Here is a 12,345-nt window from a genome sequence, read left to right as displayed (position 1 = left end):
GTAACGATGCTCGTTCTGACACGCAAACCGGGGGAAAAGATCCTCATCGGTGACGATATCGTCATCACCGTGCTCGATGCCCGCGGCGACAGTGTGCGCATCGGAATCGATGCACCGCGGGGAGTCAAAATCCAACGGGATGAGGTCGTTCGCGCCGTTAGCGAGGCGAACCTTGCGGCGAGCCAGATCGACACCGAGGCCGAAGACCGCATCAGGCGGTCGCTCAGCGTTCTGGCGGCGTTGCAGTCAGCGCAGTCCCGCCAGTCTCAGCCGCAGATACCACCGCAGACGTACGCACCCGCGCCGGAATCAGCCGAGCCAGGCGCCAAGCCGGCGCTGCCGCGGCCGCCCACACCGGCTTAGCCCGTTCGAGCCGCGTCCGGCACCGGCACCCAGCGCTGGCGTCGCATCCGTCACTCGTTGACGTGCCCGCGCAGCTCGTCGATCTCCCGACGCTCGCGCTTCGTCGGCCGCCCGGCACCGCGGTCCCGCATGGGCACTAGCGCCACCTCTTCGCGCGGCGGCGGCGGGGGAGTGTTGTCGACGTAGCACTCGGCTGCTACGGCGGCGCCGACCCGTTTGACCACGAGGCGCGACACGACTAGCACCCGGTCGAAGCCGTCCGAGCGCACCCGCACCTCATCGCCGATGTGCAGGGCCTGCGCGGCTTTGGCTTTGTCACCGTTCACCCGCACATGCCCGGCGCGGCAGGCCGTCGTGGCCATGGAACGCGTCTTGAACAGGCGCACGCCCCAGCTCCAACTGTCGACGCGGGCAGACGTGAGCTCCATCTGTTCACTCTAACGGCCGAACTCGACTGGGCTCGAATCAGAATTCTCCGGCGCTGTGCCGCACCCAGTAGATCAGCAACAGGGTCACGAGGGAACCGGTGATGAAATTGAGCCAGAGAAAACGTTTCCAGCCTCGGTTGGCCGTCGCCGACTGCTCGTCGCTGATCGACCGGAACGGCAGCGCCGCAAGGATGTAGGGAACGGCCAGCACCGCGGCGAGCGGCCCGGGCCACGGCGTCGCGAGCATGAGCACTCCAGCGACGGCCCAGAAGGTGATCGAGAGTCGCACGGTCGGCCCGGCACCGAGCGCCGTCGCGATCGACGCGATCCCGGCCTGGCGGTCCGGTTCGACGTCCTGCACCGCGCCGAAGGCATGGCTGGCCATGCCCCACAGACCGAACGCCGCGAGCAGTGCCAGCAGCGCGAAGTCGATCGTGGCTCCGGCCACCACGAGCCCGTAAACGGCGGGGCTGACAAAGTGGGTGCTCGAGGTGATCGAGTCCAAAACGGGGCGTTCCTTGAACCGCAGTCCGCGCACCGAGTAGGCCACGACGGCGAACATGCTCACGGCGAGTACCACCCACGACAGCGGATGCCCCGCTCCCGCCAGCACGACCATCGACCCGCCCACAATCCCCACGCTCAGAACCCCCGCGGCAATCACGGTCCGGTGCAGCGCTGGGTGCAGCAGCGCCCCCTCAGCACCGCCCTTACGAGGATTACGCAAATCGGACTCGTAGTCGTAGACATCGTTGATGCCGTACATGAGCAGGTTGTACGGAATCAGGAAAAACAGCGTACCCAGGACCAGCAGCGCGTCGATGCGCCCGGTCGTCACCAGGTATGTCGCGGCGAAGGGAAATGCGGTGTTGATCCAGCTGAGCGGTCGCGACGACAGCACGACCTGCCGGGTCTTCCACGACAGGGTGCCGAGCGGCTCAGTCATCCGTATGTCCTAACTTGCTGCTGCCTGCCAGCACCCACAATGCCGGGAGTAGGAGCGCTGCGGCCAGCGGGTAGGCAAAATCTTCGATCGGGGCGAGACCGATGAACAGGCCCGAAATATGGTCCGGGTCATAGCTGAACAGTCCGGCCCCGATCATCAGGTTATCGAATACGGCCGTGAGCAGCAGAGTCAGCGTCAAAGCAACGGCCACGGACGCCACGAAACGCCCCGACACTAACCGGCAAGCCACGGCCACGCCGGCCACCAGCACGGCGACTGCGAGGAAGACACCATTGAGCACCAGGTAGGTCATTGCACGGCCCGCTGCTCGAGCACGAGTCGGGCACCCTGCACGAGGTTCATGGTGAGGTAGCCGAGAAAGGAGAGAAAGAAGAATTCTTCGACCGGCAGTTCCGGCGCCAGTTGCAGGCCCGTCATGAGTACGGTCTCGCCCCGGTAGAAGATGCCCAGACCGATGCCCAGCAGGTCCCACGCGAGAAAGAACAGCACCCCCAGGCCGAGCACGAGACTCGCCCGCCCGGGGGAGCGCCAGAAGAACAGGCGAAAGCGCCAGTCCAGCACGATCATCCCGGCGAGTGAGACGAGCAGGGTCAGCAGGTACAGAACGCTCACGACTGCTGGCGCGCAGACTCCGACGGCTCTGTGACGGGGGGCACCGGCCGGGCCGGAAGCGGTTCGGCGAGCGGTCCGGTCGTGGTGTCGTGGCGCATCCGCTTGAGCAGAATTTCTGCGCTGATCAAGCACATCGGCAGTCCGATACCGGGGATGGTCGTGCCGCCGGCGTAGTACAGGCCCGAGATCTTCTTCGACACGTTGGAGCCGCGCAGGAACGCGCTTTGCCGCAGGGTGTGTGCAGGGCCGAGGGCGCCGCCCTTCCAGGAGTTGAGGTCCTCGGCGAAGTCGGCCGGGCCGACGGTGCGCCGCACCACGACGCGATCGGCCAGATCGCCGATTCCGGCCCAGCGCGAAACCTGCTCGATCGCCGCATCCGCGATCAGCTCGATCGTCGTGGAACCGGCACCGTTGATACCGCCGTGTCCGAGGTCCACGTCCGGCGGAACCGGCACCAGCATAAAGAGGTTACTGTGACCGGCCGGTGCCACCGACGTGTCCGTCGCGCTCGGCATGCAGACGTAGAGCGAGGCCGGCGACGGAACCGAGGGACGCTTGCCGAAAATTTGTCCGAAATTCTTGCCCCAGTCCGTGGTGAAGAACAGGGAATGGTGCTGCAGCTGGGGGAGTTCCCCCGTGATGCCGAGCATGACGAGTACGGCCCCGGGCCCTGACACACGCTTATCCCACCAGCGCTGGGGATAGGTCTGCAGGTCGGCGGGGACCAGCTCGGTTTCGGTGTGGTGCAGGTCCGCGGCCGACACTACTTTGTCGGCGTCCAGACGCACGGTCTGGCCTGCCTCATCGACGTAGCTCACTCCGGCGATCATTCGGTCGTCGGTGACCCGAATCGCGGTGACCCTCGCGTCGGTCACGATCCGCACACCCTCGACGCGGGCGATCGCAGCGATGCTCTCAATGAGTGTTCCGAAACCGCCCTGCGGGTACAGCACCCCGTCGGCGAGGTCGAGGTAACTCATGAGGTGGTACATCGACGGTGTCAGGTTCGGCGCCGACCCCAGAAAAACGGCCGGATAGCCGAGAATCTGCCGCAGCCGCGGGTCGCTCACATAGCCGGCCACGAATTTGTTCAACGGTTGCAGCAGCAGGCGGGCCAGCCGCCCCAGCCGCCGCAGAACGTCGGGCACCAGGAACGGCCGAAACGACTCATAGCTGGAGTACAGAAACCGTTTCACCGCCAGGTCATAGGTCTCGATCGCCGAATCAAGGTAGCGGTCCAACGCCGCCCCGGCCCCCGGTTGCAATTTTTCAAACAAGCGGATGTTGGCGGCCCGGTCGGCGAGGATATCAACCGGTGTCGGGTCACTCTCGAAGTGCACGCGGTAGCCGGGATCCAGCCTTACGAGGTCGAGCTGCTCGGCCGCAGTGGTTCCGAACAGGCGGTAGAAGTGTTCGAACACCTCCGGCATGAGGTACCAGGATGGCCCGGTGTCGAAGCGAAAACCGTCGGTGTCCCAGAGGCCGGCCCGCCCGCCGAGTTCCGCGCGGGCTTCCAGCAGGGTCACGTCGTGGCCTTCCCTGGCAAGCAGGGCTGCGCTGGCCAGGCCGGCGATGCCACCGCCGATCACGATGGTGCGGGTCATCGCTTCCACGCACCGCGGCCGAGGGTGGACTTCAGGGCAATCATCAGTTTTTCTCCATCCGGCACCCGAATCCGGGCGCGCAGTAAACCGTCGGCCGGGGTCGACCGCAGCCGGTGGGACAGCCGGGTGAACAGGCCCTGCGCGGCGGCGACGGCGCGGCGGCAGCCCGGTGGCAGCAGCGGCAGCACCGCACTGGCAATGGCCAGGTCGGCGTCGATATCGTCCAGGATCAGGTCTTTCTGGTCGTCGGTGAGGTTCAGTGGGTCGATCCCCGGAAAGTAGTTGCGGCCGAGGACTTCGCGGTCGCAGGACAGATCCCGCAGAAAGTTGATCTTCTGAAACGCGGCGCCCAAGTGGCGGGCACCATCTTCGAGCACGACGAGTTCGCCGGCGCTGCGCGGTGAGAGCTGCACGAAACAGCGCAGGCACATGAGCCCGATTACCTCGGCTGAGCCGTATATGTACTCGGCGACGCCCGCAGCGGTAAACGGTGCCGGGTCGAGGTCTCGTCGCATCGACGCGAAGAAGGGGGCGATCAGGCGGGAGTCGATGCCGGACTGTCGTGCCGTCACAGCGAAGGCGTGCACGACGAGATTGGTGCTGTAGCCGCGCACGATCGCTCGCTCGGTCTCGAGTTCGAGGTCGTCGAGCAGCTGGCGCTGTTCCTCGATCCCGACGCCGGCCTCGGTGGCGGCTCCGTCGACGATTTCGTCTGCGATGCGCACGAGGGCATAGATTGTGCGCACCGGAGTGCGCACCCGTGCATCGAGCAGCCGGGCGGCGAGCCCGAACGAGGTGGAATAGTGGCCGATGACCGTCGTCGAACTGGCCAGTGCGGTTCTCGCATACTTGTCCAGATTGGTGTGGGTGTCGCCCGTTTGTGGCGATGTTCGCAGCGGTGCCACTAGCGGGACCGGTTCACGGCGGCGTTGGCCAGTTCGGTCAGGCTCGCCCGCAGATCAGCGGGAATGAGGGCCGGCTCGAGTGCTTCGATCGCCCACCGAGAATGGTCGTAGGCGAGCCCTTCAGCCGCGGCCTTCGCGCCGCAGGCCCGCAGGTGCTCCCTGGCCCGTTCGGCCTCCTCATCGCTCAAATCGATCTTGCCGAGGTACGGCGCGATCAGCGACCAGCTCTCGGTGCCGCCGGCGTGCGCGATCAGGGCGGTCTGCTTGCCCTCACGCAGGTCGGCCGTGACACTCTTTCCAGTCTTCAACGGGTCGCCGAACACTCCGAGCAGATCGTCGGTGAGTTGAAAAGCCACGCCGACGAGGCGTCCGTACCGGCCCAGCAGGCGGATCGCCTCGGCCGTCGCCCCGGCGAGCACCGCCCCGGCCTGCAGCGGCGCTTCGAACGAGTACACGGCGGTTTTGTTCTCGAGGGTGGTGATGACCTCGGCCATGGTGAGCGGATGCCGCGCCGAGCTGTTCGTGACGTCGGCCAGCTCTCCGGCCGCCGAGACGAAGACAGCCCGATCGAGCAGGTCGAGCAGGCGCAACCGGGTGCGAACATCCACGGGAAGTTTGGCCAGAGCACGGTGCGCTTCACTGAGCGCGAGGTCGCCAGCGAGAATGGCCGCGGCAGCCGCCCAGACCCCTGCCTGATCGGCGGCGGCGCCGTGTGCCAGGGCGCGGTCGTTGAATTGGCCGGCGATGTTCGCCACGCCCCGCCGGGCCAGGTCCCGGTCGATGACGTCGTCGTGAATCAGAAACGCCGTGTGCAGCAGCTCAAAGCTCACGGCGACCGGTGCCACGAGTGCCTGGTCGCGGCCGCCGAAACCGGCGTAAGCCGCCAGCACCAGGGCCGGACGCACCCGCTTGCCGCCGCGGCTGGCCTGCTCCAACGAATCCCACAGGGCCACGTAATGTTCGCCGTAATCACTTGCCCGCAGGCGTGCCGCAGCAAAAAACTGGGTCAGCTCGGTCTCCACGCCGGCCGGAGCCGTGTCAAGCACGAAAACTGTCCAGCTGCTGCACCTGCAGGGTCATCCACGGGCTGAACGCCCACGGGGCGTCCGTGACCGCACGATAGAGGTCTGTCGGTCGGGTCCAGGCATATTCCACTACTTCGTCGGGGTTCAGTACCGGCTCCTGTTCGGTGCTGGCCTGGAATACCGGGCAGATCTCGTTCTCGACGATGCCGCTGCTGTCCGTTGCGCGGTAGCGAAACAGTGGGAGCGCCAGGTCGATCGCATCGATGTGCAGCCCGAGTTCGTGGCGGGCTCGGCGGTCGACGGCCTGCGTGAGCGGTTCAGCGGGCAGCGGATGCCCACAGAACGAGTTCGTCCACACCCCCGGCCAGGTCTTCTTGGTCAGCGCCCGCCGGGTGACGAGCACTTCGCCGAGCGAATTGAAGACGTAGCAGGAAAACGCGAGGTGCAGCGCGGTGTCTGATCCGTGCATGCTGTACTTCGGTGCGGTGCCGATGTGACGTCCCTCTTCATCAAGAAGGATTACCTGTTCTTCAAGGGCGTTGGCGGTCTGCACGGGTGCTCCCCTTCTCGGTTCTACCTGATCGTTCGCGAATAGCTAGCCAGGTTAGCAACTGTCCACGTTAGCATGGGCTTATGTCCCACGATGAGCGTAACCCCCCAGCGCAGGGGACGTACTGGTACGACCCCAGGAAAGTGGGCGTTTCTTCGGCCATGGACGTTCTGCGGGCCGTGCGCCGCTTCCGAGTGGCCGACGCGGCCATGCGTCAGCGTGCCCAGGCCGAGATGCGCATCAACGAAACGGACCTTATGGCCATTCGTCACCTCATCGCCTGCGAACGCCAGCACCGTACAGCCAGCCCGAAAGACCTCAGTGAATTCCTGAACATCTCGTCCGCAGCCACGGCCAAGCTCTTGTCGAGGCTCTCGGCCTCCGGTCATATTCGCCGTGAGGTGAATCCGAACGACGGTCGATCGCAACGCCTGTTCGCTACCCGGTCGTCGCACGACGAAATGCGCCAGGCGCTGTCGGGCACACATGACCAGTTGATGCAGGTCGCCCTCAAGCTCACCGCTGACCAGCAGGTGGCTGTCGTGCATTTTCTCGACGCGATGAGCGCGATCGCGATCATGCCACGCCCGGACACGGAACCTCAGAGTAGTCGGCGCCGTAACGAGGGCAGCTGAACAGCGGTGCCGGCTGAACAGCGGTGCCGGCTGAACAGCGGTGCTGATTAAGATGTATCAGTGACTCATTCTTTTATCCCTCCCACTTCGCAGCCGTCCACTTCACCGGCCCCGGCCGTCTCCCACGTCGAGGCCCTCCTGGCCTCATACCCCGATTTTCCCCAGCCGGGCATCCTGTTCCGGGATCTCAATCCGGTCTTCGCCGATGCCGCAGCCTTTCGTGCGATTATCAACGACCTCGCCGACCAGCACCGCGGGCAGTTCGACGCCGTAGCCGGCATTGAAGCCCGCGGCTTTCTGCTGGCCGCGGCCGTCGGGTACGCCGCGAACGCGGCCGTCCTCGCCGTGCGCAAGGGTGGCAAACTGCCCGGCACCGTGCTGACCGAAGAATACGACCTCGAGTACGGTTCGGCCCGGCTCGAACTCGAAGTCGGCCAGCTTCCGGCGGGCACCCGCGTGCTTATTCTCGACGATGTACTCGCCACCGGTGGCACCATCGCGGCCACGACCCGCCTGATCGAACGGGCCGGCTACAGCCTCACCGGCGTCGGAGTCGTGCTCGAACTCACTGACCTGCACGGTCGTGAGCGTCTCGGCAGCGCTTCGGTGCACGCAATCATGTCGATCTAGGCGGATAAGTTCGTTTTCATGCCCGTGAAGGGCATGCTTAGAGCATGACAGAGAGTTCGGGCGCTGACCGGGCCGACGCACGTGGGTCCGCTGTGCCGCAACCCGGACTATCCCGGGATAGCGGAGACGCGTGGGTACACGCTCCTGACGGCCGCCGGTACTGGGGCAGGTTCGGCGCGGCCGGACTGCTCGTGCACCACCGGCGCCTGGGGGTGTTGCTGCAGCACCGCGCTGTCTGGAGTCATTTCGGTGACACGTGGGGCCTGCCCGGTGGGGCCCGCCACGAAAACGAAACCGCGATCGAGGCCGCACTGCGCGAAGCCCGGGAAGAAGCCGGCGTACCCGCTCACCTGGTGCAGCTCAAATTCACGTCCCTTTTCGACCTGGGATTCTGGTCGTACACCACCGTCGTCGTGGAAGCGATGGAGGAGTTCGAACCCGTCATTAGCGACCAGGAAAGCATCGCCCTGCGCTGGGTGTCGGCCGATGCCGTGACCGCACTCGCGCTCCACCCCGGTTTCGCATCGAGCTGGCCGGCCCTGCGCGGGCGGCTCGGCTGATCGGGTCCCCTCTCGATAGACTCAGCACCGTGACAGCGGCAACGAACGGGGTGGTCAGCGATCGGGTGCTGACCCTGCCCAACATGCTCAGCTTTCTGCGCCTCCTGCTGGTACCGGTTTTCCTCGTCCTCCTCGCTCAGGGAGCTGATGCCTGGGCCCTCGTCGTGCTCAGCATTTCCAGCTTCACAGACTGGCTCGACGGTTTTCTCGCCCGCCGCTGGAACCAGATCACCCGGCTCGGCCAGCTCCTGGATCCAGCCGCGGACCGTCTGTATATCTTCGTCGCGCTGATCGGGCTCGCCTGGCGTGACCTTGTACCGTGGTGGATCGTGCTGGTGGTGGTGGGACGGGACGTCTTCCTGCTGGTCCTCGGAATCATCCTGGCGAATTTTGGTTTCGGCCCGCTGCCGGTGCATCAACTCGGCAAGGTGGCAACGTTCTGCCTGTTCTATGCCCTGCCGATGATCATGCTCGGGCAGGCCTTCCCGCAGCTGGAATGGTGGTCGCAGCCGGTGGGGTGGGCGTTCGCGCTGTGGGGTGCTTTCGTGTACTGGTGGGCCGGCATCATTTATGCCATCGAAACGATGCGCGTGATTCGACTGCCGCGGGTCTTTGAGGGTGTATCTTCCGATACGCTGGAAAAATAGGAGGTGCGTGATGGTCGATCTATCCGGAAAGCATAATTCCGAGGAACAGAACGAGCCCGTGCCCGCAGATCAGCCCAAGAACCCGACGACAGGCGAAGCAATGCCCAGCAAGGCGCAGTCCACCCCCGCATCCTCCGACAGCGGAACGCTCGGCGAGTCGACGACTGTGCATGACATGCTCAGCACCGATACGACGATGACCTTGAGCCAGGAGTTCGCGGCCCAGATCGCCTCCATCGACTCCAACGTCACGGCAGAAGAACAGGAGTCCATCGTGGCTCTGCCCTCCGGGTCGGCCCTCATGGTCGTTCGCCGCGGCCCCAATGCCGGGGCGCGGTTTCTGCTCGACGCCGATTTCACGAGTGTCGGCCGCCACCCCGACGCCGACATCTTTCTCGACGACGTCACCGTGTCGCGTCGTCACGCCGAGTTCCTGCGCAACGGCACGGCGTTCACGGTGAAGGACCTCGGCTCGCTCAACGGCACCTACTTCAATGGCGAGCGTATCGAAACAGCCGCGCTGACCGATGGTGCCGAGGTGCAGGTCGGAAAGTTCCGCCTGACCTTCTACGCCTCGCGCCTCGACCTCGCCCGCGCGGCGATCGAGTAGTGGCGGCAAATTCCGCCCAGGCTCGGTCCGTGTCTGTGTCGGCGGCGAAAGCGCAAGCCCCGGGATCAGCGCCGCTGCTTAGCATCGGCCAGGTTCTGGCACGACTCACCCCTGAATTCACCGATCTGACCCCCTCCAAGCTGCGTTTTCTCGAGGAGCAGGGGCTTGTGTCCCCGGCCCGCACGGACTCCGGCTATCGCAAGTTCTGCAGCAGCGACGTCGACCGTCTGCGACTCATTCTGTCGATGCAGCGCGATCACTACCTGCCGTTGAAAGTTATCCGCTCGTATCTGGACGACCTCGACGCCGGCCTGTCGCCGGTACTGCCGGGCGGAACGGCCCCGGGGCCGTCGATGCTCGGTACCGTGCGCCGTCTCACCCGCGACGAACTCCTGCGCGAGGCCGGCGCGTCCGCGACCCTGCTGCACGACGCCGTGTCCGCGTCGATCATCCTGCCCGCCGAGCACTACGGTGACGGCGTACTGCACGTGTTGCGTGCCCTCGTGGAGCTGCAACGCAGCGGAATCGAGCCGCGCCACCTCCGTGGGTTTCGCGGGGCCGCCGAACGCGAACTCGGCCTCATCGAAAGTGCCCTCGTGCCGCTCGCGCGCCGCAAAGACGCCTCCAGCCGCGCCAAGGCGGCCGAAATGGCCGTTGAGATCGCCGGGCAGCTCGAGGTTATTCGCGGCAGCCTGATTCGCTCTGCACTGGGCCGACTGACCAAGTAGGTCGTAGACTGACTCAGGCGCAAAACGACACCGGCGTCCTGTGACCCTGTTGCTGATTTGCACGTCGGCCCGCGCTCGACCGACACGCCAAATCGGTCAAGCGAATGTCAGGCCTTCAAGCCCCGCACCTCGGTACCGTTGAGAGACTAGTCACAGTAGGACGTTTTTAGAACCAGACCCAGCGCACGACAGTACCAACACCACCGCACCAGTTCGATTCCGCACCACAGTGACCGAGACTCGCTTCAATTCAGCCCTCAGTCGCCGCACGACGTGACCCCCGAGAGGCAACCCCTATGAGTGAGCTCAAGCCTGATGCTGACGCTTCGCGTTACTCGTTGGGACTGCTGTTCACCGATGGCATGCCCGAGCTTGACGAGAACTCCGGTTACCGCGGTGCTGTCGCTGCCCGTGCCGCCGGCATCAGCTACCGCCAGCTGGACTACTGGGCCCGTACCGGCCTGGTCGAACCCACAGTGCGAGGAGCGGCCGGTTCCGGCTCCCAGCGCCTCTACGGCTTTCGCGACATTCTTGTACTCAAGCTCGTCAAGCGCCTGCTCGACACCGGCATTTCCCTGCAGCAGATTCGCACCGCCGTCAATCAGCTGCGTGAATCGGGCATCAGCGACCTCGCCCAGACCACGCTCATGAGCGACGGCGCGAGTGTCTACCTGTGCACCTCCAACGACGAGGTCATCGACCTGGTCAGCCGCGGCCAGGGCGTCTTCGGCATTGCCGTGGGCAAGGTGCTCCGCGAGGTCGAGACCAGCCTGGTCGAACTCGACATGCAGCCCGTCGATCCGACCGACGAACTAGCCGCCCGTCGCACTACCCGCAAAATCTCCTAGCCCCGCAGGCTGGTGTGGTCACGTCGATAGCGTGCGCCGCTAGTTGAAGAACGTGGTCACGCCGCGAAGCAGCCGTCGTGACGTGGCCGGGACGCCAGCCGCGTAGATGACGTGCCCATCCAGAAGTCGATGCGCAGGCCGGTTGTGCGCGGGGTGCGAGTTTCGCCGTTTTGAAGGCGGAATCCGAACGCTTTTTTCGGATTCCACCGGAGTACCGGCGGTGTTCGAGTCGAGGAGCAGATGACGGCCCCGCATTGCCCGCGGAATACCCCGCAGATTCATCGAGGCCAAGGCTCGTTTCAGCGACCTCTTGAAAGGCTAGTACCGAACTCCGCCGAAGCCGAAGATAGAACTCTTAGACCGCGGGCGCCTCGGCGTACTCACCGATGCGCGCTGTACGCAGTACCCGGTCGAGCAACTGGTCGAAGTAGCCCGCCATTTCGAGGGCACTGTCACCCGGCCAGATGTGCAGCGGCTTCGCGGCGCCCTGCGCCTGCTGCAGCGACGTACGCTCCGGCAACTGGGGACTGAGCACGAGCGGCCCGAACATGTCACGCAGTTCCTTGATGCGAAACTGGTGCTCGAGAGATGCCGTACGGGCGCGGTTCACGATGATGCCGAGCGGCTGCAGGCGCGGGCTCAGCCCACGGCGGATTTCTTCGATCGCGCGCAGCGCACGATCGGCAGCAGCGACCGAGAACAGGCCGGGCTCGGTGACGACCGCGACCCGGTCGCTCGCGGCCCACGCGGTGCGCGTGAGGGCGTTGAGTGAGGGTGCGCAGTCGATCAGCACGAGCTCGTAATCCTTCTCGATCGTCGAGAGTGCTTCTTCGAGTTTCCAAATGTCGCGGATGCTCGGGTGCGGTCCGTCGAAATTGATCGCGGAGGGGCTGCCGATCATCACGTCGATCGTGCCGGGACGGTTGCGGGTCCACCCGCTCGGGGCGATAGCCGCACGAACGGTTTTTTCCTTAGGCGAACCGAGAACATCGGCGACGTTGAGGTGGCCGGCTACCTGGATATCCATGCCGGTTGACACATCGGACTGCGGATCGAGATCCACGACGAGTGTTCGCACGCCACGGGCGAAGGCAGCAGAAGCCAGACCAAGGGTCACCGTGGTCTTGCCGACGCCGCCCTTAAGGGAACTTACGCTGAGTACGTGCATGAGTAGCAACGTTACCTTCACTAGTGTTAGAGAACCTAACCGTTAGCTGTGCGCTCGGTACGCCC

General features: G+C 65.1%; 17 protein-coding genes. 8 read left to right on the top strand and 9 right to left on the bottom strand.

Going from position 1 to position 12,345, the window contains the following annotated elements; translation table 11 throughout:
• Positions 1–6: 6 nt before the first annotated feature.
• The gene (gene csrA, locus E3T47_RS10505) at positions 7–363 is read left to right on the top strand and encodes a carbon storage regulator CsrA (protein ID WP_134556011.1); all 357 of its coding nucleotides are present in this window, start codon (positions 7–9) and stop codon (positions 361–363) included.
• A 50-nt stretch (positions 364–413) separates the two neighbouring features.
• Here csrA and E3T47_RS10500 read toward each other — a convergent pair whose 3' ends face one another.
• From E3T47_RS10500 to idi, 8 genes are read right to left on the bottom strand one after another with little or no spacing between them, the layout of a single operon-like run.
• On the bottom strand, positions 414–791 hold the full coding sequence (locus E3T47_RS10500; RefSeq protein WP_134556010.1) for an RNA-binding S4 domain-containing protein: 378 nt from the start codon (positions 789–791) through the stop codon (positions 414–416).
• A gap of 37 nt (positions 792–828) precedes the next feature.
• Positions 829–1,737 carry a prenyltransferase gene (locus E3T47_RS10495; RefSeq protein WP_134556009.1) on the bottom strand — a complete coding sequence of 303 codons (909 nt, stop codon included), beginning with the start codon at positions 1,735–1,737 and terminating at the stop codon, positions 829–831.
• Positions 1,730–2,050: a lycopene cyclase domain-containing protein gene (locus tag E3T47_RS10490; RefSeq protein WP_134556008.1), complete on the bottom strand. Its 321-nt coding sequence runs from the start codon at positions 2,048–2,050 to the stop codon at positions 1,730–1,732. The genes E3T47_RS10495 and E3T47_RS10490 overlap by 8 nt, the downstream gene beginning before the upstream one ends.
• Positions 2,047–2,370: a lycopene cyclase domain-containing protein gene (locus E3T47_RS10485; RefSeq protein ID WP_134556007.1), complete on the bottom strand. Its 324-nt coding sequence runs from the start codon at positions 2,368–2,370 to the stop codon at positions 2,047–2,049. The genes E3T47_RS10490 and E3T47_RS10485 overlap by 4 nt, the downstream gene beginning before the upstream one ends.
• Positions 2,367–3,974 carry a phytoene desaturase family protein gene (crtI, locus tag E3T47_RS10480; protein ID WP_134556006.1) on the bottom strand — a complete coding sequence of 536 codons (1,608 nt, stop codon included), beginning with the start codon at positions 3,972–3,974 and terminating at the stop codon, positions 2,367–2,369. The genes E3T47_RS10485 and crtI overlap by 4 nt, the downstream gene beginning before the upstream one ends.
• A complete protein-coding gene (locus tag E3T47_RS10475; RefSeq protein ID WP_241982167.1) occupies positions 3,971–4,879 on the bottom strand; it encodes a phytoene/squalene synthase family protein in 909 nt (302 codons plus the stop codon). Before E3T47_RS10475 ends, crtI begins: the two co-directional genes overlap by 4 nt.
• Entirely contained in the window at positions 4,879–5,925 is a 1,047-nt protein-coding gene (locus tag E3T47_RS10470) for a polyprenyl synthetase family protein (protein WP_134556005.1), read from the bottom strand. Before E3T47_RS10470 ends, E3T47_RS10475 begins: the two co-directional genes overlap by 1 nt.
• Complete coding sequence (gene idi / locus E3T47_RS10465; RefSeq protein WP_134556004.1) at positions 5,918–6,457, bottom strand: isopentenyl-diphosphate Delta-isomerase; 540 nt, start codon at positions 6,455–6,457, stop codon at positions 5,918–5,920. The genes E3T47_RS10470 and idi overlap by 8 nt, the downstream gene beginning before the upstream one ends.
• Before the next feature lie 80 nt (positions 6,458–6,537).
• On the opposite strand from idi, the gene E3T47_RS10460 reads away from it, so the two are divergent.
• From E3T47_RS10460 to E3T47_RS10430, 7 genes are all read left to right on the top strand, one after another.
• Entirely contained in the window at positions 6,538–7,089 is a 552-nt protein-coding gene (locus tag E3T47_RS10460; protein WP_134556003.1) for a MarR family winged helix-turn-helix transcriptional regulator, read from the top strand.
• Positions 7,090–7,149: 60 nt separating this feature from the next.
• Positions 7,150–7,719 carry an adenine phosphoribosyltransferase gene (locus E3T47_RS10455; RefSeq protein WP_422386487.1) on the top strand — a complete coding sequence of 190 codons (570 nt, stop codon included), beginning with the start codon at positions 7,150–7,152 and terminating at the stop codon, positions 7,717–7,719.
• Between the two features lie 44 nt (positions 7,720–7,763).
• Positions 7,764–8,279 carry an NUDIX domain-containing protein gene (locus tag E3T47_RS10450; protein WP_134556002.1) on the top strand — a complete coding sequence of 172 codons (516 nt, stop codon included), beginning with the start codon at positions 7,764–7,766 and terminating at the stop codon, positions 8,277–8,279.
• An 83-nt stretch (positions 8,280–8,362) separates the two neighbouring features.
• Positions 8,363–8,926 (top strand): CDP-alcohol phosphatidyltransferase family protein, encoded by a 564-nt coding sequence (locus E3T47_RS10445; RefSeq protein ID WP_134556001.1) that lies wholly within the window; start codon positions 8,363–8,365, stop codon positions 8,924–8,926.
• A gap of 196 nt (positions 8,927–9,122) precedes the next feature.
• On the top strand, positions 9,123–9,536 hold the full coding sequence (locus E3T47_RS10440) for an FHA domain-containing protein (protein ID WP_241982201.1): 414 nt from the start codon (positions 9,123–9,125) through the stop codon (positions 9,534–9,536).
• A gap of 29 nt (positions 9,537–9,565) precedes the next feature.
• Positions 9,566–10,264 carry a transcriptional regulator FtsR gene (gene ftsR / locus E3T47_RS10435; protein ID WP_134556000.1) on the top strand — a complete coding sequence of 233 codons (699 nt, stop codon included), beginning with the start codon at positions 9,566–9,568 and terminating at the stop codon, positions 10,262–10,264.
• A gap of 296 nt (positions 10,265–10,560) precedes the next feature.
• Entirely contained in the window at positions 10,561–11,112 is a 552-nt protein-coding gene (locus E3T47_RS10430; RefSeq protein WP_104191904.1) for a MerR family transcriptional regulator, read from the top strand.
• A gap of 355 nt (positions 11,113–11,467) precedes the next feature.
• On the opposite strand, the gene E3T47_RS10425 is transcribed toward E3T47_RS10430, so the two are convergent.
• Positions 11,468–12,280: a ParA family protein gene (locus E3T47_RS10425; protein ID WP_092339745.1), complete on the bottom strand. Its 813-nt coding sequence runs from the start codon at positions 12,278–12,280 to the stop codon at positions 11,468–11,470.
• Between the last annotated feature and the right edge of the window lie 65 nt (positions 12,281–12,345).

The organism is Cryobacterium ruanii, from assembly GCF_004404055.1.
GTDB classification, from domain to species: domain Bacteria; phylum Actinomycetota; class Actinomycetes; order Actinomycetales; family Microbacteriaceae; genus Cryobacterium; species Cryobacterium ruanii.
The sequence above is the reverse complement of the archived record's forward strand: the minus strand, read 5'-3'. Positions and strand labels throughout refer to the sequence as shown.

Coding starts and splice junctions, on each gene's coding strand:
- csrA (WP_134556011.1), top strand. CDS start 7: ATGCTCGTTCTGACACGCAAACCGGGGGAAAAGATCCTCATCGGTGAC.
- E3T47_RS10500 (WP_134556010.1), bottom strand. CDS start 791: ATGGAGCTCACGTCTGCCCGCGTCGACAGTTGGAGCTGGGGCGTGCGC.
- E3T47_RS10495 (WP_134556009.1), bottom strand. CDS start 1,737: ATGACTGAGCCGCTCGGCACCCTGTCGTGGAAGACCCGGCAGGTCGTG.
- E3T47_RS10490 (WP_134556008.1), bottom strand. CDS start 2,050: ATGACCTACCTGGTGCTCAATGGTGTCTTCCTCGCAGTCGCCGTGCTG.
- crtI (WP_134556006.1), bottom strand. CDS start 3,974: ATGACCCGCACCATCGTGATCGGCGGTGGCATCGCCGGCCTGGCCAGC.
- E3T47_RS10460 (WP_134556003.1), top strand. CDS start 6,538: ATGTCCCACGATGAGCGTAACCCCCCAGCGCAGGGGACGTACTGGTAC.
- E3T47_RS10450 (WP_134556002.1), top strand. CDS start 7,764: ATGACAGAGAGTTCGGGCGCTGACCGGGCCGACGCACGTGGGTCCGCT.
- E3T47_RS10445 (WP_134556001.1), top strand. CDS start 8,363: ATGCTCAGCTTTCTGCGCCTCCTGCTGGTACCGGTTTTCCTCGTCCTC.
- E3T47_RS10440 (WP_241982201.1), top strand. CDS start 9,123: ATGACCTTGAGCCAGGAGTTCGCGGCCCAGATCGCCTCCATCGACTCC.
- E3T47_RS10430 (WP_104191904.1), top strand. CDS start 10,561: ATGAGTGAGCTCAAGCCTGATGCTGACGCTTCGCGTTACTCGTTGGGA.
- E3T47_RS10425 (WP_092339745.1), bottom strand. CDS start 12,280: ATGCACGTACTCAGCGTAAGTTCCCTTAAGGGCGGCGTCGGCAAGACC.